This window comes from Pseudomonas sp. GM33, from assembly GCF_000282295.1.
GTDB classification, from domain to species: domain Bacteria; phylum Pseudomonadota; class Gammaproteobacteria; order Pseudomonadales; family Pseudomonadaceae; genus Aquipseudomonas; species Aquipseudomonas laurylsulfatiphila.
The window spans coordinates 17031-40592 of record NZ_AKJO01000033.1; the positions used below are offsets into that span (position 1 = coordinate 17031).

At 57.9% G+C, this 23562-nt stretch carries 21 protein-coding genes and 1 pseudogene; 17 read left to right on the forward strand and 5 right to left on the reverse strand.

Annotated features, from left to right (window positions below):
* Positions 1-56 precede the first annotated feature (56 nt).
* The 5 genes from PMI26_RS23630 to PMI26_RS23610 form a co-directional block, all read right to left on the reverse strand.
* Positions 57-5672 carry a putative Ig domain-containing protein gene (locus PMI26_RS23630; RefSeq protein WP_007971566.1) on the reverse strand — a complete coding sequence of 1872 codons (5616 nt, stop codon included), beginning with the start codon at positions 5670-5672 and terminating at the stop codon, positions 57-59.
* 211 nt (positions 5673-5883) lie between these two features.
* Positions 5884-6339, reverse strand: coding sequence for a YeeE/YedE family protein (locus PMI26_RS23625; RefSeq protein WP_007971567.1), 456 nt, complete (start codon positions 6337-6339; stop codon positions 5884-5886).
* Between the two features lie 2 nt (positions 6340-6341).
* Positions 6342-6776: a YeeE/YedE family protein gene (locus PMI26_RS23620; protein WP_007971569.1), complete on the reverse strand. Its 435-nt coding sequence runs from the start codon at positions 6774-6776 to the stop codon at positions 6342-6344.
* 51 nt (positions 6777-6827) lie between these two features.
* Positions 6828-7226, reverse strand: coding sequence for a hypothetical protein (locus PMI26_RS23615; RefSeq protein WP_007971571.1), 399 nt, complete (start codon positions 7224-7226; stop codon positions 6828-6830).
* Between the two features lie 99 nt (positions 7227-7325).
* Positions 7326-7721: a hypothetical protein gene (locus PMI26_RS23610; RefSeq protein WP_007971573.1), complete on the reverse strand. Its 396-nt coding sequence runs from the start codon at positions 7719-7721 to the stop codon at positions 7326-7328.
* Between the two features lie 630 nt (positions 7722-8351).
* Between PMI26_RS23610 and PMI26_RS23605 the strand changes: the two genes are divergently transcribed.
* The 17 genes and pseudogenes from PMI26_RS23605 (at position 8352) to PMI26_RS23530 (ending at position 23502) form a co-directional block, all read left to right on the forward strand.
* On the forward strand, positions 8352-9269 hold the full coding sequence (locus tag PMI26_RS23605; protein ID WP_007971574.1) for an NAD(P)-dependent oxidoreductase: 918 nt from the start codon (positions 8352-8354) through the stop codon (positions 9267-9269).
* A complete protein-coding gene (locus PMI26_RS23600; RefSeq protein WP_007938251.1) occupies positions 9263-9577 on the forward strand; it encodes an NIPSNAP family protein in 315 nt (104 codons plus the stop codon). The genes PMI26_RS23605 and PMI26_RS23600 overlap by 7 nt, the downstream gene beginning before the upstream one ends.
* A gap of 15 nt (positions 9578-9592) precedes the next feature.
* Positions 9593-10525 carry a VOC family protein gene (locus PMI26_RS23595; protein ID WP_007971576.1) on the forward strand — a complete coding sequence of 311 codons (933 nt, stop codon included), beginning with the start codon at positions 9593-9595 and terminating at the stop codon, positions 10523-10525.
* Positions 10518-10895 carry a YciI family protein gene (locus tag PMI26_RS23590; RefSeq protein WP_007971577.1) on the forward strand — a complete coding sequence of 126 codons (378 nt, stop codon included), beginning with the start codon at positions 10518-10520 and terminating at the stop codon, positions 10893-10895. Before PMI26_RS23595 ends, PMI26_RS23590 begins: the two co-directional genes overlap by 8 nt.
* A 10-nt stretch (positions 10896-10905) precedes the next feature.
* Positions 10906-11859, forward strand: a complete 954-nt coding sequence (locus tag PMI26_RS23585) for a fumarylacetoacetate hydrolase family protein (RefSeq protein WP_007971580.1) — start codon at positions 10906-10908, stop codon at positions 11857-11859.
* 184 nt (positions 11860-12043) lie between these two features.
* Positions 12044-12991, forward strand: coding sequence for a SphA family protein (locus tag PMI26_RS23580; RefSeq protein WP_007971582.1), 948 nt, complete (start codon positions 12044-12046; stop codon positions 12989-12991).
* 86 nt (positions 12992-13077) lie between these two features.
* Positions 13078-14313, forward strand: coding sequence for an MFS transporter (locus tag PMI26_RS23575; RefSeq protein ID WP_007971583.1), 1236 nt, complete (start codon positions 13078-13080; stop codon positions 14311-14313).
* Positions 14314-14503: 190 nt separating this feature from the next.
* Complete coding sequence (locus PMI26_RS23570) at positions 14504-15367, forward strand: VOC family protein (RefSeq protein ID WP_007971585.1); 864 nt, start codon at positions 14504-14506, stop codon at positions 15365-15367.
* Positions 15364-16068: a class II aldolase/adducin family protein gene (locus tag PMI26_RS23565; protein ID WP_007971586.1), complete on the forward strand. Its 705-nt coding sequence runs from the start codon at positions 15364-15366 to the stop codon at positions 16066-16068. The genes PMI26_RS23570 and PMI26_RS23565 overlap by 4 nt, the downstream gene beginning before the upstream one ends.
* Before the next feature lie 18 nt (positions 16069-16086).
* On the forward strand, positions 16087-17547 hold the full coding sequence (locus PMI26_RS23560; RefSeq protein ID WP_007971587.1) for a 2-hydroxymuconic semialdehyde dehydrogenase: 1461 nt from the start codon (positions 16087-16089) through the stop codon (positions 17545-17547).
* Between the two features lie 10 nt (positions 17548-17557).
* Positions 17558-18340 carry a 2-oxopent-4-enoate hydratase gene (dmpE, locus tag PMI26_RS23555; RefSeq protein ID WP_007971588.1) on the forward strand — a complete coding sequence of 261 codons (783 nt, stop codon included), beginning with the start codon at positions 17558-17560 and terminating at the stop codon, positions 18338-18340.
* A gap of 11 nt (positions 18341-18351) precedes the next feature.
* A complete protein-coding gene (gene dmpH / locus PMI26_RS23550) occupies positions 18352-19155 on the forward strand; it encodes a 2-oxo-3-hexenedioate decarboxylase (protein WP_007971591.1) in 804 nt (267 codons plus the stop codon).
* A gap of 16 nt (positions 19156-19171) precedes the next feature.
* Entirely contained in the window at positions 19172-19372 is a 201-nt protein-coding gene (locus tag PMI26_RS23545) for a 2-hydroxymuconate tautomerase family protein (RefSeq protein ID WP_007971593.1), read from the forward strand.
* Positions 19373-19407: 35 nt separating this feature from the next.
* On the forward strand, positions 19408-20346 hold the full coding sequence (locus PMI26_RS23540; RefSeq protein ID WP_007971595.1) for an acetaldehyde dehydrogenase (acetylating): 939 nt from the start codon (positions 19408-19410) through the stop codon (positions 20344-20346).
* Positions 20347-20356: 10 nt separating this feature from the next.
* Complete coding sequence (dmpG, locus tag PMI26_RS23535) at positions 20357-21376, forward strand: 4-hydroxy-2-oxovalerate aldolase (RefSeq protein WP_007971597.1); 1020 nt, start codon at positions 20357-20359, stop codon at positions 21374-21376.
* Between the two features lie 123 nt (positions 21377-21499).
* Positions 21500-21851: pseudogene (locus PMI26_RS30390) on the forward strand (LysR family transcriptional regulator); the annotation flags it as partial.
* A 7-nt stretch (positions 21852-21858) separates the two neighbouring features.
* On the forward strand, positions 21859-23502 hold the full coding sequence (locus tag PMI26_RS23530) for an acetolactate synthase large subunit (protein ID WP_007971598.1): 1644 nt from the start codon (positions 21859-21861) through the stop codon (positions 23500-23502).
* Positions 23503-23562 lie beyond the last annotated feature (60 nt).

Here is a 23562-nt window from a genome sequence, read left to right on the forward strand (position 1 = left end):
AGAATCCTTAAACGTTAGGAGCGGGCAGGCTTGCTATTACCAATTATGGCCTGGACTCAGGCGGTGAAATCGCTGGCGTGTAACTCCTTGACGCCCAGCAGTGCGAATTCGAACTCGGGGGTGGCGTCGGCGTCGACACTGCCGTAGAGAATGCCTTCGGCAAAGCGCACTTGGCCGGTGGCGTTGGCAGGGTCGAAAGCGTTGCTGCCGATGAAGGTGAAGGCATCGACAGTGCCGGTCAACGGGTTGGCGTCCAGGCCGGAGAAGTCCAGATGATCGCCTTCGATGCTCTTGAAACCGTTGAGCACATCACGCGAAGCACCGACGCCCATGTCCGACAGCGCACCAAATGCGTAGGTATCCGCGCCAGTGCCACCGGTGAGATTGTCGGTGCCTGCACCGCCGATCAACCGATCATCGCCGGAACCGCCCACGAGCGTGTCATTGTCCGCACCACCGTTCAGGACGTTCGCGGCGCTGTTGCCCGACAGACTGTCTGCGTAGGCACTTCCCGTCAGGTTTTCGAAGAATTTCAAGGTGTCGAGCCCCGATCCCCCGGTGTTTTGTTGCACTGAGGTCGAGAGGTTGGCGGTGACACCGGACAGAGCGCGTTCAAAAGACACGGTGTCATTTCCCTCGCGCCCGTCCAGCACATTGTTACCGGCTGCGGCGAACAGCGTGTTGTCCAACGCGTTGCCCGTGCCATTGGCGGCGCCCGGACTCTCGATGTACAGATTCTCGACATTCGTGCCCAGGGTATAGGTCCCCAGACTGCTGCGCACACTGTCGATCCCTCCAGGCAACACGTTGCCCTGGGTCTCGATCACGCTGTCGTTGGCGTTGTCGACATAGTAAGTGTCGTTGCCATCACCACCACTCATGCTGTCGGCCTCTGCGCCACCATTGAGCACGTTGGCGGCGGCATTGCCGGTGATGAAGTTGCGCAGCGCGTTACCGCTGCCGTCGATATCCGAGACACCGGTGAGCACGAGGTTCTCGAGATTGGCGCCCAGGGTCCAGCTGACTGAGGCCTGCACCGTATCGATCTGCGAGGCCGAGGGGTTGGTTTCCACCACGCTGTCGGACGCGTTGTCGACCAGATAGATGTCGTTGCCATCGCCACCGGTCATGGAGTCGGCGCCCAAGTCGCCATCCAGTGTGTCATTGCCCGAACTGCCCACCAGGGTATCGGCCTGGTCAGTGCCGGAGATCATGCCGCCCTGGTTCTGAGCGTTGTCGAAAATGTCCTGAACACTATTGTTGTCGTCCGGGTTGCCTTGAAAGCCAAGGTCTGTGGCGATGTAGTCGGCCAGGCGCTGGCCGACGATTTCCGCCGATTCCTCGTGCAGGTGCCAGACGTCATCGGGATACACCAGCGAATCGACTTCGTAGCGCAAGGGCAGGTCGGTGTAGTCCACCGCCAGCTTGACGTCGGCGCGTTCGGTGGCGATGGCTTCCTGGACGGCGCGAACATAGCCTACGCCCTCGACGATGGAGGCTATCTTTTCTTCGGAATAGCCCCGGGCACGTGCCGCATCCTCCTGATAGTGGCCGGTTTCCATGATGTACACGTTGAAATTGCCGAACTGGGCATGCAGGTAATCGAACACCTTCAGGGTGGCGTCCTTGTAGGCAGCGGCCGCCGCGGTTTTGTCCGTGGCACGCGCGATCTCCTGGGCAGCTTCCTCGCCCTGGCCCCAAATAATGCCCATGGTGACGTTATCGACCGATTGCAGTTCGGCGAGCTGGTCCCCCAGCAACGCGACGGCACGCAACAGTGCAGGTCCTGGTTGGTTGGTGTCAGTCAACCACCAGCACAACTTGAGCTCTTCGGCGCTCAGGGTCGACAGGCCGTTGACCGTGCTACCTCCCACCGCGATGTCGATGCCGTTGCCGTCGGCATCGGTGAACTGGCTGCGTACGTCATAGGGGGTGTAGCGGTCCAGGTCTTTGACCAGCATCGAGGTGCCAGACTGATCGTCATCCTCTGTCATGCGCAGCAGGCGCGCATTGGATTGACCGAGCGTGGGCAGGTAGAGAATGTCCTGTTGGGCGCGCTCGCCAAACACGAAGTCGCTGGCGGTGAGGGTGTTGAGGTAGTTGCCGTTGAGAGCGATTTCAAAACGGTTGCCATTGGCATCCGCGTCGGCGGATTTGATGTAGGTCTTGTCGCCGGCCGCGTTGAGGGTCATGTACAGCGTGTGATTGCTGCCATCGCCGAGACCGAGAAAGCCCAGGCCCGACACATCGATCTTGTCGACGCCAGCAGTGAAGTCATAAATCGTGTCGGTGGCAGTGATGCCGCCGACGTCGTAATCGCGGTAACTGTCGAGCGCGTTGGTGTAGCGGAAGGTGTCCGCCCCATCGCCGCCATACAGCGAGTCGCGTCCGGCACCACCGTCGATGATGTCTGCTCCGGTGCCAGCCTTGATCGTGTCATTGCCACCTTTGCCCAGGATCAGGTCAGCACCTGCCGTGCCGTTGAGCGTATCGGCATTATCGGTGCCGGCGAGGGTACTGGCTGGCGCATCAGCCACCGTCAGGGCGAAGCTGTCGCTGACCGAGGCACCTGAAGGATCGGTGGCCTTGACCAGTACGCTGTAGTTTCCGGCCGCAGTGCTGATCGGCGTGCCGCTGAACGTCAGGCTGGTGGCATTGAAGCTCAGCCATGTGGGCAGAGCGCTTCCGTCGGCGAGGGTCGCGGTATAGACCAACGCATCCTGGTCGGCATCGGTGAAACTGTCCTGGGTCACGGTGTAATTGAACGGCGTGCTTTCGGTGGCGTTCTGGTCGAGCAGGGGAATGGCCACCACTGGCGCCGCATTGCTTGGGGTGTTCTGGTCGGCGAAGACAAAATGACTCGCCGTCAGACTGCTCACCAGATTGCCTGCGATCGACAACTCAAAGCGATTGCCGTTGGCGTCGACGGTGAGATCCTTGAGGTAAGTACGGTTGGTCGACGCACTGTAGGTCAGTTGCAGCGTACCGTTCAAACCATTGCCCAGCGCCGTGTAGCCGAGTGCCGAGACATCGATCTTGTCGGCGGTCACGTCGAAATCGAGGATTTGGTCGCTGACGCTCGTGGAACTGGTTCGGTAACTGTCGAGTTTCGAGGTATAGCGGAACACATCGGCACCCGCGCCGCCGGTGAGCTTGTCCACCCCGGTGCCTCCGATCAGGATGTCGTTGCCCGCGCCACCATTGAGCGTGTCGTTACCTGCGCCACCTTGCAGTTGCTCGTTGGCAGCGGTGCCAGTGAGCGTGTCGTTGTTCGGGGTGCCATTGATCACCGTGGGGCCCGCGGGTACGTCCTGCACGGCGAGGGTGAAGCTGTCGCTGACGGTGGCGTTGCTGCCATCGGTGGCGGTGACCTGGATGGAGTAGGTGCCCGACGCGGTGTCGCTGGGTGTGCCACTGAACGTACGAGTGGCGGCATCGAATGTCAGCCAACCGGGCAGGGCGCTGCCATTGGCCAGCTTGGCGGTGTAGCTGAGGCTGTCGTTATCCGGATCGGTGAAGCTGGTGGCCGGGACCACGTAACTGAACGCTGTACTTTCGGTCGCGTTCTGATCCGGCAGCGGTGTGGCCAGCACCGGCGCCTGGTTGGTTGGTGACGACGTGGCGAAGACGAAGTTGGCGCTGGTCAGTTTGTCGAGGTAGTTGCCGGCCAGCGTCACCTCAAAACGATTGCCATTGGCGTCGGCGGTCAAGGACTTGATGTAAGTCTTGGTGCCGGTGCTGTTGAGCACAAGGTACACGGTGTTGTTCTTGCCATCCCCCAGGCCGGTAAATCCGATGGCCGACAGGTCGATCTTGTCGTTGCTGACATCGAAGTCGGTGATCAGGTCGCTAAGGTTGGCTCCGCCGGTGTTGTAGTTGCGGTAACTGTCCAGGCGATTGGAGAACACAAAAGTGTCCGCCCCGGCGCCACCGGTGAGGCTGTCCATCCCGGCGCCGCCGTCGAGCTTGTCGTCGCCCGCGCCGCCACTGAGATTGTCGTTTCCTGCGAGGCCGAGCAGAGTGTCGGCCGAATCGCTGCCCAGCAATGCGTCGCTGGCGCTGGTGCCGGTGACCACCCGATTGAAAATGAAGTTGCTGGCGGTCAGGGTGCTGGCAAGGTTGCCCGAGAGAATCAACTCGAAGCGATTGCCGCTGGCGTCGGCATCGTAGTCCTTGATGTAGGTGCGGTCGTTGCTGGCGCTGTAGCTGACCTGCAGGGTGCCACCACGGCCATTACCCAGGCCGGTGAAGCCCAGGCCGGCCAGGTCGATCTTGTCCTGGGTGACGTCGAAGTCGGTCACGGTGTCATCGAAGCTTGCGCTTGCATTGCGGTAGCTGTCGGACTGAGCGGCGAAACGGAACGTATCGGCGCCGGTACCACCGGTGAGTTTGTCGATGCCCGCACCGCCCACCAGAATGTCGCCACCGGCCCCGCCATTGATCGTATCGTTGCCGGCCCCGCCGTAGAAAATCTCGCTTTCGGCGCTGCCCAAAAGGGTGTCGTTGCCAGCCGTACCTTGCACAGTGGTCATCGGCACCGTGTCGCTGACGTAGCTGCCTTCACCGTAGATCAACGTGGCACCCTTGCTGGTGTGACTGATGGTATTGCCGATGATGGCATTGCGATCCGTGCCGTCTTCATTGCGTTCTGCAACACCGTAGGTCGAGAGATTGCTGCCGCTGATGATGTTGCCCTGGAGGGTGTTGTCGCTGCCGTTGAAGTACTTGCCTGATACGCCCAGGGTGTCGTCGTAGGACTGGATGATGATTTCCGCTACGGGGCTGCCCAGTGAATTGTTATGGAGCGTGTTGTCGATGATTTCAACGTGGTTACTGCCGTAGATGCGAACCCCGGCGCTGGCATTGTCGTGAATATCGACGCCGCTGACAGTCACCTCGCTGGACATCTTGATCAGCACCCCTTCGGCGCCGTTGCCGTACACCTCGCCACCGGTGATGGTTATGTTGCTGGGGGAGGGGATGTCCTCGCTGCCGCGCTGCACCACGATGCCATTACCACCGTTGTTGTAGGCAATGTTATTGGTCAGGGTGAAGTCGTGGGTACTGGTAACGACGTTGAAACCGTGCCGGTCGTTGTCGTAGGCGATGTTGTTTTCAAAGGTACTGTCGCTCAGAAAATCAGCGACGAAGCCGTCCAGGCCATTGCCGTGGGACACGCTGTTCTTGATGACCATGTTGACGGTCTGCTCGTGGGGGTCGAAACCGTACCCGGAGCAATCCTTGATTTCGACACTGTCGAGGGTGACGTTGGAGTCGTAGCCTTCTACGCCGGGAATGAAGCCGTTGAACCAACCGTCGATCTTGCCCGTTGTGTTGTCACGATTGCCATCAATGGTGAGGTTGCTGACACCAAAGTCGTGGGTTTCTTCGCCATAAGCGGAGCGAATAACCCCCGTGATCTTGGTATCCGAACCGTCAGCCACTTTGACGTTGGTGACGCCCATGCCGTCGCCGTACAGGTAGACGTTGCTCTTGAGCATCAGGCATCCGTCAGAGGGTTCCGCGCCTGCGGAAACGATATAGGTCCCGGTCGGCATGTACACCTGGCCACCGCCAGCGACAGCCGCGGCATCAATCGCACTCTGTATTGCGGCCGTGTCGTCAGTAACCCCATCGCCTTTAGCGCCAAAACTTTGTACGTTGAAAATCATTAACTTAACTCCGTATCAGTCTAAATCGCGGCGCACGCCAATATTCCATCGACGAACAGCTTGTTAGGACTCGGAGGCGCGCGAAAGTTGTGACCGAATATCGGAAGCACGTCAAAAAACAGATATTACTGATCAGTGGTCTGAACGATCTTTTATGGAAACAACTTTATTTTGACTCTCGCCGTGGTCAGTGCGTCCTCCCAGGTAAAATTCAGGTGGCTTTACCCACGGAAATTAGAGCCGACGACCCACGACGGTTTTGTCGCTCAAACCATTCGAATAGCGCCATGCCGGCCAGCATGGCCACGACAAACACCGCGCCCTTGAAAATGCCCGAGCCCAACAGCACCAGAGCGGGGCCCGGGCAAATCCCGGCCAATCCCCAACCGACCCCAAATAGCAGGCTGCCGATGATCAGGCGTCGGTCGAAGTGTCGAGCTGTTGGCAGATTCATCGGCAAGCCAAGCAGTGATCGCGTTCGCTTTCTTGCCACCCAAAAGCCCAGGGTAGCCACGGCAATGGCACCGGCCATGACGAATGCCAGCGAGGGGTCCCACGCCCCGGTCAAATCCAGGAACCCCAGCACTTTGGCGGGATTTGTCATGCCTGAAACCAGCAAGCCGACCCCAAATATGAGCCCGCAAATCCAGGCGAAGAAGAGTGCCATGATCAATTCCATCCCAGAAGGTGGCGAACCACAAAGACGGTGGCAAACCCGGCACTCATGAACACTGCAGTCGCCACCCCTGAACGCGGCGACAAGCGCGACAGGCCGCAGACGCCGTGACCGCTGGTGCAGCCAGCCCCATAGCGTGTGCCAATGCCGACCAATATGCCGGCGACGATCAATAGCGGATAACCGGCATCGATCTGCAACGTAGGCAGTGGTGCATTCAGGCGGTAAAGCAGCGGAGCCATGAGCAGCCCCAGTACAAAAGCTATGCGCCACGCGACATCACCAGCCAACGGGCGCAGTAAACCGCCGACAATGCCACTGATGCCGGCGATGCGCCCATTAAACAGCACGAACAGGGTAGCGGCAGTGCCTATCAACAGGCCGCCAATCAGAGCGCTCAGCGGTGTGAAATGGTTCAGATCGATCATGGCGACCACCTATCGTAAACCGTCGCTACATTGTCTACAGACTTGTGCGCATCACTTGCTCATCGGCATGTTCATCATGCTCGTTTGCTGATCCATCATTTTCATCATCATGTTCATCATTCCCATCTCCATGCCGTCTTTATTGCCGGCCATGCCCATGCCATGACAGTTCTTATGCATCATGGCCATGCTGTCCTTCATCGTCTTCATGCTTTCCTGCATGGCGGCGTGTCGCTCGGCAGGGGTCTTGGCTGCGGCTGCCTTGTCGTGTGCAGCCTGCATTTTTTGCATTTGCTCGGTCATGACATTGTTTGGCATCGGCGTAGCTGTTTCGCTCGTCTGGCCGGGCGCGGTCTGCCCTTGCTCAGGGTGATGCTCGTCGACTGCCGAGGCGATGAGTGGGCTGCTGATCAGCAGGGTGGCGAGGATAATTTTCAGTGAGGCATGCATGGCAATCTCCAAAGGGTGAGGACAACTCAGGTAACACCAGGCCGCACCAGGTTGGCGCAGTCAGACAATGCGCCGAAGATCGGCGCGCAGAAGGTCGGATTAATCGTTGAAACGGATGAAAATCAGGCGGGCAGGTGGTCTGGCCGGTACAGGGCGCCGTAATGCAAGAAAGGCAAAAGCGGAGGGATTGGCGGGAAACAAAATCAGCAACGCAGGGATCAGTAACAGAAACGTCCAACTGAACAGATCAAATGTTTGAAGATGGAGCGAAGGACTTACAGCTATCGCCGCATCGGCGCAGTGCTGAAGGCAGCCCAGGGCATGGGCGTCGTGGCTCTCGTGATCTTGCGCAGTGTTCAGCGAGATATGTGTTGTAGCCGGATTATGGCTTGGCTGTGCCAGACATCCCTGGGTCGCTGCCACACCAAACGCTAACAACCACAGCACGATGGCGAGGCATATGAACGTTGGTTGACGATGGCGAAACCAGAACATGGAGAATCTCCGGTACTGATTAGCGGGTTTGATTTTTCAACATACAGCACATCGAAGTGTCACGGTTGATCCACGTCAATTTATGCCGCCGGGTGTCGGCTCTTGTGATGTGGTGAAATGTAAGGTCTACGTTGACCATTTCAAAATAACATCTGATTTAACAAGTGGGCCATGTCAGATGTTCACGATCAATTTAGATCATTGAAAGATAAAGTTTTTTCAAGATGCTAGGTTTTTGCAAGTTCACGATTAACTGTTCATGAGGAAGGCATTGACCTGGATGAATTTGCCCTGAATACCGCGGTTCGCGGCTGCTATAGGGGCGCCATAACCGATCTTGCGCTGGACGTAAAACCTGAACCAGCGTGAGCTGCACAGCAACCACGCTCGCCAACAAAACCACGCGTCCTAACCGGTCGCTCTTGGTCGATTGCTGCCTCCTCATGTGCGTCATTGCTTTCCAGTCTCCTGGCTGAGGCATCGAGTCCACTTCATCCCCCCCTTTGTATAACGCTTGCTTCTACTTATTCATAACCTGGGCTGTTTGCTCCCAAACCCGGCTGCGCCTAGGTTAGCGCCTAGCCGAGCTTCAAGCTTTGCGTAAAAGAACAACAACAAGAGAGGCGAATAATGCCTGTGATAACCATCGGTATGGTGGGAATCGGCCAGCTTGGCCTTCCTATCGCAACCAACCTGCTTGCGGCCGGATTTCCCGTTGTCGGTTACCGACGTCGAGATCGCGAGGCCTTCATCCGTCAGGGTGGCATCGCGCTCGAAAGCCCAGCCGCCGTAGCGGCGCAATCAAACTTCATCCTCACTTGCCTGCCCAGCGAAGTGGCCCACATGGAAATCATGGAGGGGCCTGATGGCCTGCTTCAGTCCATAGGGCCGCAGCACACGCTCATCGAGATCGGCACCTATCACAAAGCCTTCAAGCAACGAATGGCTCAGCGTATCGAACAACGTGGTGCACGGGTGTTGGAAGCGGAGGTCAGTGGTACTCCATCCATGGTTTCCCTACGCAAGGCTTCCTTGTTTCTGGGCGGTGACCCTGACCTGGTGGAGCACTGCAAGCCTGTGCTCGATGCGATCGCCGACATCCAGTTCCACATCGGTGGGTTTGGGTGCGCGGTCGCGATGAAATTGATCGCCAACTATCTGGTGACTATTCACACCCTGGCCGCAGCCGAGGCGCTGAACCTTGGTGTTAAAGCAGGGTTCAGCGCACAGCAGGTGGTTGAGGTGATACGCCAAAGTGCGGGTGGCTCAACGATGTTCAGCGCAAGAGCACCGATTATGGCTGATCGTCATTTCCTACCGGCGCCAGGACCTTTCGCCACGCTGGAAAAGTACATCGACATGGCCAGTGAGCTGTCCGAGGAACTCGGTAGCGCCGCGCCTTTGTTCAATGCCGCCAAGCCCTACTTTCTAAGGGCTATCGAAGAAGGCATTGGTGAAGAAGATATCTCGGCAGTGATCAAGTTGATCGAAGCCGACTCCCAGGCCGACTCCCAGGCACCTTCCAAAAAAGAGAAAACAACATGCTGATTGAACAACGTACCTATCAACTCAAGCCTGGCGCGCTGCACGAATTCCTGCGTGCTTACGAGGAGGAGGGGCTGCCACTTCAGGGCGAGGCACTGGGCAATTTGATCGGGTATTTCAAGCCGGAAACGGGGGACATCAATCGGGTCATTCAGTTGTGGGGATATTCCAGCTACGAGGACCGAGCCCAACGCCGCGCGGCGCTGTCCAGCGATCCAAGATGGCGTACGTTCCTTGGTAAGAACGGTCATCTGGTGGTTGCCCAGCAGGTTGAGCTGTTGAGCGCCGCACCCTTTTCCCCTATTCGTTAAGTAGGAGCATCCAAGATGATTCGTTCTCTACAACACGTAGGCGTGACTGTTCCGGATCTGGAAGTGGGTCGCTCCTTCTACGAAGCTGTCGGGCTCGAAGCCCGCATGGCCGGTGATCATTTGGTGTTGCGCTGTAAGGGGCGCGCCCAGGATCAAGTGCGACTGATGCCCGGCACCACTAAGCGCCTGAGTTATATCTCGTTTGGTACCGATGCAGAGGGCCTGCAGACTATTCGAGAAAACCTGAGCTACCACGGTGTGGTCATCCATCCGGCACCGTTTGATATCGGGCAAGACGGATTGTGGTTTCGTGATCCGTCCGGCGATTGGATTCACGTAACCGACGCCGACTCCATGCCGTTAGCTCCTTTGCCGACACCAGAGTCGAACACCCCGGGTCGTTACCGCCGCATCGGTCAGCGCGGATGCACACCGTCCTCGAAGTTGCGTCGAGTGACACCGTTGCGCTTGGGTCACTTAATCAAATTCACCCCCGATGTGGATCGTTCGATTGATTTCTATACCCAGGTGCTAGGGATGAAAGTCTCTGATCGCGCGGGGGACAAGATTGCCTTCCTACGGTGTGGCTGTGGCGGTGATCACCATGTATTGGGCCTGGCCAAGAGCAGCCATAGCGGTCTGCATCATCTCAGTTTTGAGGTGATGGGTATTGATGAGATCGAATTGGGCGCTCAACACCTGATGAGCCTGGGCTACGAAAGCGCTTTTGGCCTTGGACGACATGTGGCCGGCTCCAATTACTTTCATTACATCCGCGACCCTTGGGACAGCATGGTCGAATACTTCTGGGACATCGATGTCATTCCCGAAGATGACAGCGAATGGCTGGCTATCGACGGGGCACCACCAGACCTGATCGCCGTGTGGGCAACCAATCCGCCGCCTGAGGCTTTCATTCAAAACTTCGAGGCGGCACGTGATGAGTGATAGCTCTACGACCAAGGAACTGCTGGCAGGGATGTTGAACAAGCCGCTGTTCGTGGTCATGCGTACGCCACGGGATCTGACCCGCGTACCAGAGCTGCTGGACGCCCACTTGAAGTGGGCGATTCTGGCGCAACAACGCGGCGAGTTATTCGCTTCCGGGCCCTTTGTCTCGGATCAGACTTTCCCTGGTGAGCTAGGGGGCATGAGCATTCTGCGGGCGGCGGATCAGGCCGAAGCGCTGCGTATCGTCCAGTCAGATCCTTTTATTGCCCACGGTGTTTATGACGTAGACGTACGCAAGTGGCTGCTCATGGAAGGCGGCCTCACGCTTCACGTCAGTTTTTCCAACCAACGCTTTTCGCTCCTGTGATGGTGGTCCCATGAAGTATCAGCTTTTCACCTATCGGACGGATGTCCAGTCAAACACTACCGGCCTCCTGGTTGGCGAATACGCCTATGACCTTGGTCAGCTTGTGGCCAAGGCCGGCCTTGAGTTGCCGACAGCTTCCATCGATACATTGCTCGAGAGTTGGGAGACGACCAATCCGCAGCTTCAAAAGCTTGCAGTGGCAGTGTTTGAAGCGCCAGCGCTCTATGAGTCGCAGCGGCTTGATCTTGCCACTTTGCACTTTGCTCCGTTCCTGGAACGTCCAGGCACGATCTATTGCGCGGGAGCAAACTATCGTGACCATGTCGAAGCCATGGCCCGTGCGTTCAACATGAAACTGTCGCTGGATCCGCGCAGCGAGGGCATTGCTCCCTGGCATTTCATCAAGCCCGGCCGCGGCAGTCTGGTCGCCCACAAGCAAGCGGTGGACTTTCCGGAAGGTGTCCGCATGCTCGATTGGGAAGCCGAGTTGGCGGTGGTGATTGGCAAGCGAGCGTCGCGTGTCTCCATTGAAGAGGCGCTCGACTACGTGGCGGGTTACACCTGCGCCAATGACCTGTCGGCGCGTGATCGACTGCGTCGCGAGCAAGTCGATCCCAGCTCGCCGTTTCGCTTCGACTGGATTGGCCACAAATGCTTCACGGGTTCTTGCCCGCTGGGCCCGTACCTGACGCCGGCACAATTTGTCAAAGATCCCGAGAACCTGGATATCAAGCTGTCGAGGAACGGCGCGTGGGTACAGGATTCCAATACCCGCAACCATATGTACGGCGTTGCAGAGCAGATTTCCTATCTGAGCCAGACCATTGATCTGTTTCCCGGTGATGTTCTGTTGACGGGAACACCGGCAGGCGTGGGCATGGAAAGCCACACATTCCTGGACCGCGGCGATGTATTGAAAGTCTGCATCGAAGGGCTCGGCGAGCTGGAAACCACTATTCGGTAACACCTTGCTGAAGGCCGGGCAATCAATGTCCGGCCGTTGAATAACTCAACTGTTTGCAGCGTCCGGACAAATGACGGTGTGCATCGTTGCGCCTGAAATTTGCCAGTCGCTTTTAACTAACGCCAGCACTGAAAGCTGCAAAAAAACTCTCCTCCGTCATACAAAAATAACAATGGAACATGAGATGAGCACACCAAGATCACATAGCCAGTGCGCGACAAGCGCCTGGATCAGTACCCTCTGTATCGGCCTTCTGTGCGTTCCGCTTGCCCAGGCAACTGAGGGCGGCGGCAGTTCATACCCACTCGGTGTGAATACGGTCGGCGCGGGAAAGATGCCACCGCCAGGCTTTACCGAGTTCTTCTACTTGTCCGACTACAGTGCGAACAAGACGCTGGACGGCGATGGCGATAAAAAACCAGGTATTCACAACTTTGACCTTGATATACAGGCACTGTCGATCCGGGTGGATTACGTCTATCAGGACTTCTCGATACTGGGTGCCAAGCTGGCCAGTCGCATTGCGTTGCCCTTGGTCAAGGGCGACATCAGCTTTGATGTCGATACACCAGCAGGGCGCGTTCATCGCAGCGACCACCAAGAAGGCATCGGCGATCTGACGGTGGTTCCTTTTGTATTGGGGTGGAGTTCGCCACGGTACCACCAGCTACTCGGTCTGGATGTGTTTGTGCCCGTCGGGGACTACGACAAGGATCATCTTTTCAACCCGGGTCGAAACACATGGGCCTACGGGCCTTGGTATTCCTTTACCGCCTATCCGCTGGAGAACCTTGAGGTGAGCGCCAAGCTCATCTACATGATCAATGGCGAGAACTCCGATACTCACTATCGCTCCGGCCGTGAGTTCAACGCCGACTACAACATCGGCTACAACATCACTCGCGAATGGCAAGTGGGCGTGAACGGCTACCTGTACAAGCAGCTCACCGATGATGAGAAAAATGGCCAGACCTACCTGGACGGTAACCGTGGCCAAGTCGCCGCAATCGGCCCCGCGATCAAATACCAGACCCCGGCAATCGGGTTTGTCATGAAATGGCAGCACGAAACGCTGGTCGAGAACCGAGCCGAAGGTGATCGCATCTGGCTGCAGGCCGTTTACCGATTCTGAACGTTGCGTCCTTCATGGGGAGCCATAAACAACGTGGCGTCCCTGGAACGAACATCACTATCCAATAAATAGAAACAGGTGAAATCGTGACTGGAATATCCAAGTGGCACGTACTGATCGGTGGATTTATCGCCTACCTTTTTGATGCAATGGAGATCATTCTGTTAACGCTTGCGCTGCCCGTTATCCGCCAGGATCTGGGTTTCAGCCTCCATGAGGTGGGGGCGCTGGCTAGCGCTACATTGCTGGGGATTGGTGTGAGCGGTGTTGCCACAGGCTGGTACTCCGACAACTTTGGCCGGCGCAACGCACTGATTGCATCGCTGGCGATCTTCGGTGCGCTGACCTGTGTATTTGCATTCGCTCATGACCTCTACGTAATGGCGGGCCTGAGGTTTCTCTCTGGCCTTGGGCTTGGCGGGGTATGGACGATCCTCTCGGCTTATATCGTTGAAACGTGGCCGCCCAAGCAGCGCGCCAGAGCCATATCCTTCGTGATCAGTGCCTTCCCGGTTGGCGCCATCGCCGCGGCCCTGGCGGCAAAGTTCATGCTGCCGGAATGGCGTTTGATGTTTTTCGTGTCCGGCGCCTCGGTGATACTGCCGATTATTTATGTGTATTTCCTGATTCCGGAATCTCCGGCCTGGAAGGCTCAACGCGATACTCATGGCACCACTGCGCAGCGGATATCCGTCAGCGAGATTTTTTCGCCTGAGCTACTTCGTTACACCCTGCTGGGGTCTCTTGCAGCCAGCTTTGCGTTGCTTGGTTCCTGGGGCGTCAGCACGTGGCTGCCCACCTACCTGATACAAGACCGTGGCTTGAGTCTGGCGTCGATGACCAGCTTTATGGCGGTACTCCATCTCGGGAATTTCTTTGGCCTGAACGTATTCGGCTTCATCGCCGATCGCATTGGCAAGCGGCTTACGATTGTCATATCGCTGTTGCTGACATCCATGATGGCGCTGGTCTATGTCTATACCACCCAGACCCAATCGCTGATCTGGATAGGGGCGGGGTACGCATTTTTCATGGTGTTCGCAGGGTTGTTCGGTTCTTACTTCAGCGAGATGTATCCCATTCGGGTGCGAACGCTGGGGGCGGGCTTCTGTTTCAACATGGGCCGAGGGTTGGCGGCTTTTGCCCCCGTGCTGCTCAGTGGCATTGCCAGCTTTTATAGTCTGGCGGCGGGACTGATGGTGTGCGCCGGGTTCTACGTCATCTCCGCATTGTTTGTGATCTCCATGCCAAGGAATAAAACAGTTTGCGAGGTGAGTACGCAGGCAGGCACTGCAGACATTGGAAAGCAGGCCATCGGTTGATCTGATTCGTTGGTTCCAATGCCTCGTATCCACGGATACGGGGCATTTTTTTTGCCCCAAAAAACTGTCTGCAGAGGGTTATACGCCTATAAATTTTTCAGATAGTGCGAATAACTAATATTTGCTTCTTTTATTTATATGGCGACGGGAAGATGAGTCCCAGACAACAATAAATAAGAGGACATCCCTCATGATCAACCTGCATGACATTCGGTATATACGGCTGGGCACCGCAAATCTGGACGAGGCACGTCGTTATGCCACTCAGATCCTTGGGTTGCAGATTGCCCGAGAAGCCAACGGCGCGGTGTACTTCCGATCGGACAGCCGAGACCATACGCTCTGCTATTACGAGGGCGATCCGCAAGAAACCACAACAGCGTTCGAAGTCAGAACAGCACAGGACCTGGAAGACGCAGCGGTCTTGCTGGAGCGTAATGAATTCAACGTACAGCATGGCTCACGTGCAGACGCTGAAGTGCGCTATGTCGACGACTTCATTCGCTTCAAAGATCCCAGCGGCAACAACATTGAGCTGGTCTTGCGTCCCCAGGCAAGCGGGCGACGCTATTTTCCGAGTCGTGATGCCGGTATCACCGGTTTCAGCCACATTGGCTTGCGCACCATGAATGCCCGGCGTGATGAACTGTTCTGGACTCAGCTGGCAAACGCCAGGGTCAGTGACCGAATTGGCGAGGCGCCGCTGCTGCGCATCGATGAGGTCCATCACAAGATCGCCTTGTTCCCTTCGTCCCACCCCGGTGTGCAACACATCAACCACCAGGTCGAGTCCGTCGATGACTTGATGCGTGCCTATTACTTCCTGGTTGAGCGGGGCATACGCATCCTCTTTGGTCCGGGCCGCCACCCCACCTCGGGCGCGATGTTCCTCTACTTCGAGGGACCTGACGGCATGACCTACGAATACTCGACAGGGGTCAGCCTGATCTCTCCAGAAAATGATGCAACCCACCAACCTCGGCAGTTTCCGGCGGAGGGTGCGGGATTCTGCGCGTGGGGTGCGAAGCCCGACATTCCGGAGTTCAAATCGTGAGTCAATTTCCAACTCCCAGCCGCGATCAGCAATCGCAAGTGCGCGTGGCCGCGCGGGCCTTGGCCCGCGCTGGTTTAGTGCATGCCTACGGGCACTGCAGCCTGCGCCTGGATGAGGAGCACTTTCTGGTATGCGCCGCACAACCGATGGGTTTGATCCAGCCGGGCGAGTCAGGAGTCGTGGTACCGGTCAATGGTGAGTTGCCCGACGGCGTGCTGGGTGAGGTTCGTATCCACCAGCAAATATACCGTCGTCGCCCGGACGTCCACGCCGTGATCCGAAGCATGCCTGCCCAGGTCATGACCCTGTCGTGCGCAAGGCTCACACCTCAACCGCGCCATGGCATGGGCAGCTACTTTCAGCAGCCAATCCCGCTGTGGGACGACCCGCAACTGCTGCGCAGCGACGAGCAAGCCAGCGCCTTGGCCAATCAATTAGGGCAGGGGAATGCGCTGGTCATGCGTGGCAACGGCGCCATCGTCGTTGGCGCGTCACTGATCGAAGCGTTGACGCTGACCTGGTATCTGGAAGACGCCGCGCGGATTGAGTTGCAACTGCACAGCGCAGGTCTTGCCACCCAAGGGCCGGTACTCGACCCACAGGCCTGCGCGCGACGGGCTGTCACCAGCGGCCGAATTTACGAACGCATGTGGGAATACCTGACAGCGGGCGACCCTGAAGCCAGCGTTCAAACACTCTAAAACAAGAAGGAACACTGTATGCCTGCGAAAGAATTCCGCCATTTTATCAATGGTGAATGGGTGAGTAGCGCCCGTACGTTCGAGAACCGAAACCCAGCCGACAACAGCCTGATCGGCTTGGTGCATGAAGCCGGCAAGGCTGAGGTCGACGCCGCCGTGCGAGCTGCGCGCGATGCGTTGAAAGGCCCCTGGGGCAGCATGACCGTTGCCCAGAGAACGACCCTGTTGCACAAGGTGGCGGATGGCATCGAACGTCGCCATGAAGAGTTTGTAGCCGCCGAAGTGGCCGATACAGGTAAACCACGCGCGCTAGCCGGACATCTGGACATTCCCCGTGGTGCGGCCAACTTCAAGGTGTTCGCCGACCTGATCAAGAATGTGCCGACTGAAAGCTTCGTGATGGACACCCCTGACGGTGGCAAGGCGGTGAACTACAGCGTGCGAGCACCGCGTGGAGTCATCGCCGTTGTTTGCCCATGGAATCTGCCGCTGTTGCTGATGACCTGGAAGGTCGGGCCAGCCTTGGCCTGTGGCAATACTGTCGTGGTCAAACCCTCCGAAGAGACCCCGGCCACCGCCACGCTGCTCGCCGAAGTCATGAATGAAGCCGGTGTGCCACCGGGTGTGTACAACGTGGTGCATGGTTTCGGCGGTGACTCGGCCGGTGCCTTCCTCACCGCTCACCCAGAGGTCAATGGTGTCACCTTCACCGGTGAAACCGGCACGGGCGAGATCATCATGAAGGCCGCAGCCAAGGGTATCCGCCCGGTATCGCTGGAACTGGGCGGCAAGAACGCAGGCATCGTTTTTGCCGATGCGGACCTGGAAAAAGCCGTCAAAGGACTGGGGCGCGCCGTGTTCGAGAACAGTGGCCAGGTCTGCCTGGGTACCGAGCGCATCTACGTGCAACGTCCGCTGTTCGAGCGTTTTGTCGCTGCGTTCAAGGCCCACGCCGAAGGCATCAAGGTGGGTGACCCGAACCAGCACGACAGCACCATGGGACCGGTGATCTCGCTCGGTCACCGCGAAAAAATTCTCTCTTACTGCCGTCAGGCTGTCGCCGACGGTGCCACCGTGGTCCACGGCGGCGGCATCGCCCAGGTGCCGGATCATTTGGCCGAAGGCGCTTGGTTCGAGCCGACGATCTGGACCGGCCTTGCGGAAACCTCGGCCGTGGTGCGCGAGGAAATCTTCGGTCCGGTTTGCCACATCGCACCTTTTGATACCGAAGAAGAAGTCGTCCGCCTGGCTAACGACACTCCCTACGGCTTGGCCGCCAGTGTGTGGACTAGCAACCTGCAGGTCGCCCATCGTCTGGGTAGTGCACTGGACGTGGGTGTTTGCTGGATCAACTCGTGGTTTCTGCGCGACCTGCGTACCGCTTTCGGCGGTGCCAAGCAGTCGGGTATCGGTCGTGAGGGGGGCGTACATTCGCTTGAGTTCTACACCGAGCTGCGCAACGTCTGCGTGCGGCTGTAAGGAGCTATTCATGAATAAGCAAGAGATTAACGTTCTCGGCCACCAACTGCACCAGGCCCTCTGCAATTGCGAGGCTCTGGCACCGTTGACTGACACTTATCCGGATATGACCCTGGAGCAGGCCTATCAGGTGCAGCTGTCGATGATTCAGCGACGTCTTGACGATGGCCAAAGGATCATTGGAAAAAAGATCGGGGTCACCAGCAAAGTGGTGATGGACATGCTCGGCGTCGATCAACCGGACTTCGGTCATCTGCTCTCGGACATGCTTTACGCCGATGGCGCCGCAATCGCCATCGACGGCTTGATCGCACCCAAGGCCGAAGGCGAAATCGCGTTCGTGCTCAAGGAAGACCTGCGTGGCCCGGGCATTACCGTCGCCGATGTGCTGCGCGCCACCGCCTATGTGATGCCGTGCTTCGAGATCGTCGATTCGCGCATCCGTGACTGGAAGATCCGCATCCAGGACACCGTCGCCGACAACGCCTCCGCCGGGGCTTTCGTCTTGGGCGGGCAGGGCGTGGCCCCGCGTGACGTGGACCTGGCTTGTGTCGGCATGACACTGGAAAAGAACGGTGAAGTGGTTGCCACTGGCGCCGGCGCTGCGGCCCTCGGCCACCCGGCGAATGCCGTGGCTTGGCTGGCCAACAAACTCGGTCAGCTTGGCATTGGCCTGAATAAGGGCGAAGTCATCCTCTCCGGTTCACTGGCGGCCATGGTGCCGGTCAAGGCCGGTGATCAATTGCGCATCAACTTGGGCGGCATCGGCTCGGCCTCCGTTCGTTTCGTTTGAAGGAAATCCTTATGAACCTCTCTGCAGCAACTATCGCCCAACTAGCCGAACACCTGGAAAATGCCGAGCTCAACCGAGAGGCGGTGGCCAAGATTACCGACGCTCACCCCGACATGGACTGGGAAGACGCCTACGCCATCCAGGACACCATTCGCCAACGCAAGGAGTCCCGCGGTGTACGTATCGCTGGCCTGAAAATGGGCCTGACCTCTTTCGCAAAAATGAAGCAAATGGGGGTCACTGACCCGATCCACGGCTTCCTTACGGACTACGGCTCTTGCCTGGACGGCGCGGCTATCGATGTTGACGGGTTGATCCATCCCAAGGTCGAGGCCGAGATCGCCTTTGTCCTCAAGCATCCGCTCAAGGGACCGGGCGTGCATGTTGGCGATGTATTGGCGGCTACCGATTTTATTTTGCCGGCAGTTGAAGTGATCGACTCGCGCTACGAGAACTTCCGCTTCGATCTCAAGAGCGTCATTGCCGACAACACCTCTTCGGCACGCTTCGTCACCGGCGGACAAATGAGTGGCGTGCAGGGCATTGACCTTAAATGCCTGGGTGTGGTGCTGGAAAAGAACGGCGAAGTAGTCGCCACCGGTGCCGGCGCCGCGGTGCTCGGGCACCCGGCGCAGAGCGTCGCCATGCTGGCCAACATGCTCGGTGCCAAGGGGCGTGAACTGCCGGCGGGCTGCTTCATCATGACCGGCGGCATCACCGAGGCCATTGCCGTTGCTGCCGGGGACAACATCACCGTCCGCTACCAGCATCTGGGCAGCGTCTCCATGCGCTTCACTTCGTCCAGCCAGCGTTGATCCGGAGCTATCGACCATGCCTATCGCCATGATCCACCTCGCCGAAGGACGCAGTGAAGAGAAGAAGCATGCGCTGTTGCTCAATGTCACCCAGGCCATCGCGCAAAGCCTCGATGTGCCCGTAGATAGCGTACGCGTGCTGCTTCAAGAGATTCCCGAAACCCAGTGGGCTGCGGGTGGCAAGACCCTTGCCGAACGCCGGCGTGGTAACGCCTGATCCCAGGCTGTATGCAACGACAGGACACAATAACAATGAGCAATCCAATCAGCGTCGCAATCATCGGCTCGGGCAACATCGGCACTGACCTGATGATCAAGATTTTGCGTCACGGCAAGCACCTGAAAATGGCCGCCATGGTCGGCATCGACCCGACCTCTGATGGTTTGGCCCGCGCCCAACGCTTGGGCGTGGCGGTGACCCATGAAGGTGTTGAAGGCCTGACCCGCATGGACGAATTCAAGGACATCGATTTCGTCTTCGATGCCACCTCAGCCGGCGCCCACGTGAAGAACGACGCCTTCCTGCGCTCGATCAAACCCGGAATCCGTCTGATCGACCTGACACCAGCAGCCATCGGCCCGTATTGCGTGCCGGTGGTCAATCTGGAACAGAATCTCGGCCAACTCAACGTCAACATGGTCACCTGCGGTGGCCAGGCGACCATCCCCATGGTCGCAGCGGTATCACGCGTGGCCAAGGTGCACTACGCCGAAATCGTCGCCTCGATCGCCAGCAAGTCCGCGGGTCCCGGCACTCGTGCCAACATCGACGAATTCACCGAAACCACCTCCAAGGCTATCGAAGCGATCGGCGGCGCAGCCAAGGGCAAAGCGATCATCGTAATGAACCCGGCCGAACCGCCGCTGATGATGCGTGACACGGTGTTTGTGCTGTCCGAAGCCGCTGATCAGACACTGGTCGAGGCCTCCATCGAAGAGATGGCGGCCGCCGTACAGGCCTATGTGCCGGGCTATCGCCTCAAGCAAAAAGTCCAGTTCGACGTCATCCCTGAAGACGCACCACTGAACATACCGGGTCTTGGCAAGTTCTCCGGCCTTAAGACCTCAGTGTTCCTTGAAGTCGAAGGCGCCGCCCACTACCTGCCAGCCTATGCCGGCAACCTCGACATCATGACTTCCGCTGCCTTGGCCACCGCCGAGCGCATGGCGCAGTCGATGCTCAACGCCTGAGGAGACCGTCATGACTTTCAATCCCGGCAAAAAAATTTATATCTCCGACGTAACCCTGCGCGACGGCAGCCACGCGATTCGTCACCAGTATTCGCTGCAAAACGTGCAGGACATCGCCCGCGCCTTGGACAAAGCCAAGGTCGACTCGATCGAAGTGGCGCACGGTGATGGCCTGCAAGGGTCGAGCTTCAACTACGGCTTCGCCGCCCACACCGACCTGGAATGGATCGAAGCCGCCGCCGACGTGATCAACCACGCCAAGATCACTACCTTGTTGTTGCCCGGCATCGGCACCGTGCATGACCTGAAAGCAGCCTACAACGCCGGTGCCCGGGTGGTGCGCATCGCCACTCATTGCACCGAGGCCGATGTGTCGAAACAGCACATCGAATATGCCCGCGAGCTGGGTATGGACACCGTCGGTTTCCTGATGATGAGCCACATGATTCCGGCCGAGCAGTTGGCCGCCCAAGCCAAGTTGATGGAGAGCTACGGCGCGACCTGCGTGTACATGGCCGACTCCGGTGGGGCGATGAACATGCAGGACGTCCGCGAGCGTTTCCGTGCGTTCAAGGCGGTGCTCAAGCCGGAAACCGAAACCGGCATGCACGCCCACCACAACTTAAGCCTGGGCGTGGCTAACTCCATCGTCGCGGTGGAAGAGGGCTGTGACCGCATTGACGCCAGCCTGGCTGGCATGGGGGCGGGGGCGGGCAACGCGCCATTGGAGGTGTTCATCGCTGCCGCCGAGCGACTGGGCTGGAATCATGGCACCGACCTCTACACCTTGATGGATGCCGCCGATGACATCATCCGTCCGCTGCAGGACCGTCCGGTGCGGGTAGATCGCGAGACGCTGGCGCTGGGTTATGCAGGCGTTTACTCAAGCTTCCTTCGTCATGCCGAAGCGGCGGCCCAGCGCTATGGCTTGCGTACCGTCGACATCCTGGTCGAATTGGGACGGCGAAAAATGGTCGGTGGGCAAGAGGACATGATCGTCGATGTGGCGCTGGACCTGACACGACGTTGAGTTATCCACGCGTCCGCATAACACTCAAGAACTCCAGCTTTACTGCACTTGCCGGTCGAAGCCCACGACGCTTTGCTGGCAAGTGCAGTGTTTTGGTTTCTGAATGTCAGTCAGGGCGCTGTGATGAAAGATCTAAATCTGCTCTATACCTTTGAAGCGTTGTGGCGAGACCACTCCGCTTCAATAGCGGCGCAGAATCTGGGTGTTACGCAGGCAGCCGTCAGCGGGGCGCCCAAGCGGTTACGAAACGACTAAGGTGACAGGTTGTTTACTCTGGTAGGTCGCCGAATGGAAACCACACCGTTTTGTGTCCACATCGCGCCGCGACTGTTGGCCTCCCTTGCGATGGTCAGGGAGGCTGGAAGCCAAATGCCGGTGTTTGGTCCGAAACGTTGGCGAAGTCGTTAGGTTCCCCGCCATCGTAAGCGAATTGTCCAAGGTTGCACCTCAAGCGCGGATACATGATTTTAGAGGAGAGTGAAATGCTCAAGGCTTCAGACGTCGTAGTGCAGTGCCTCGAAAATGAGGGCGTAGAGTTCGTGTTCGGGATTCCTGGTGAAGAGAACCTGGATTTACTTGAATCACTCAGGCGCTCCAACATCCGGCTCGTTCTCACTCGACATGAGCAATCGGCTGGTTTCATGGCGGCAACCTATGGCCGGTTAACCGGCAAAACGGGAGTCAGCTTATCGACCCTTGGCCCTGGCGCTACGAACCTGGTCACTGCTGGCGCCTATGCCTACTTGGGTGGAATGCCAATGCTCATGATTACCGGGCAGAAGCCAATCAAAAAGTCCAAGCAGGGCCGTTTCCAGATTCTTGATGTTGTTGGGATGATGCAACCGCTGACCAAGTACACCCACCAGTTGGCGTCCGCTGACAACATTCCCTCGCGTGTGCGTGAAGCCTTCCGCCTTGCTGAGGAAGAGAAGCCCGGAGCGGTTCATCTTGAACTTCCCGAGGACATCGCCGCGGAGCAGACCGAAAGCCGGCCAATTCCTCCGAGCCTGCATCGTCGCCCGCTGGCCGAACACAAGGCCATCGAGGCCGCAGTCGAGAAATTGCAGACAGCCCGTAGCCCGATCCTGGTGATTGGTGCCGGCGCCAATCGCAAGATGACTGCCAAGGTACTCAAGCAACTGATCGACAAGACCGGCATTCCTTTTGTCACCACTCAGATGGGCAAAGGTGTGGTAGATGAGCGTCATCCACGCTTCCTTGGCAATGCCGCACTGTCTTCCGACGACTTCGTGCACCGTGCTGTCGAGGCGGCTGATCTGATCGTAAACATTGGCCACGATGTGATTGAGAAACCGCCATTTTTCATGGTCCGTGGCGGCACCGAAGTCATCCACATCAACTTCCGCTCCGCCGAGGTCGATCCGGTGTACTTCCCGCAGGTCGAAGTGATCGGCGATATCGCCAATGCTGTTTGGCAGATCGGCGAATCCTTGAATGACACTTCACACTGGGACTTCACCCGCCTTATGACGATCCGTGAATCCAACGAGGCCCAAGTGATCGAGGGCGCGGACGACAACCGTTTCCCGATCTACCCGCAGCGCTTTGTCGCCGACGTGCGTCGTGCCATGCCCTCCGAAGGCATCGTGGCTCTGGATAACGGCATCTACAAAATCTGGTTCGCGCGCAACTACAAGGCACATAAACCCAACACCGTACTGTTAGACAATGCCTTGGCAACGATGGGTGCGGGCCTGCCTTCGGCGATGGCTTCACATTTGGTCTATCCGGATCGTCCTGTGGTAGCTGTGTGCGGTGACGGCGGCTTCATGATGAACAGCCAGGAGCTGGAAACCGCCGTACGTTTGAAGATGAACCTGACGGTCATCATCCTACGCGATGATGGCTACGGCATGATCCGTTGGAAGCAGTCCAACATGGGGTTCACTGATTTTGGTCTGGACTACGGCAACCCGGATTTCGTCATGTATGCGCAAAGCTATGGCGCCAAGGGCCACCGGGTGGAAAGCGCCGAAGAATTCTTGCCGCTACTGCAGCGCTGCATCAGTGAGCCGGGTGTGCACGTTATCGATTGCCCGGTGGATTATTCCGAGAACGATTTCATTCTGAACCATGAGCTTAAAAGACGTAGCGCTCTGGTTTAAGCCAACGCTCGCCAACCCCCATTCAGAAAAGGAAACGTCATGCAGCTTAAAGACACCCAG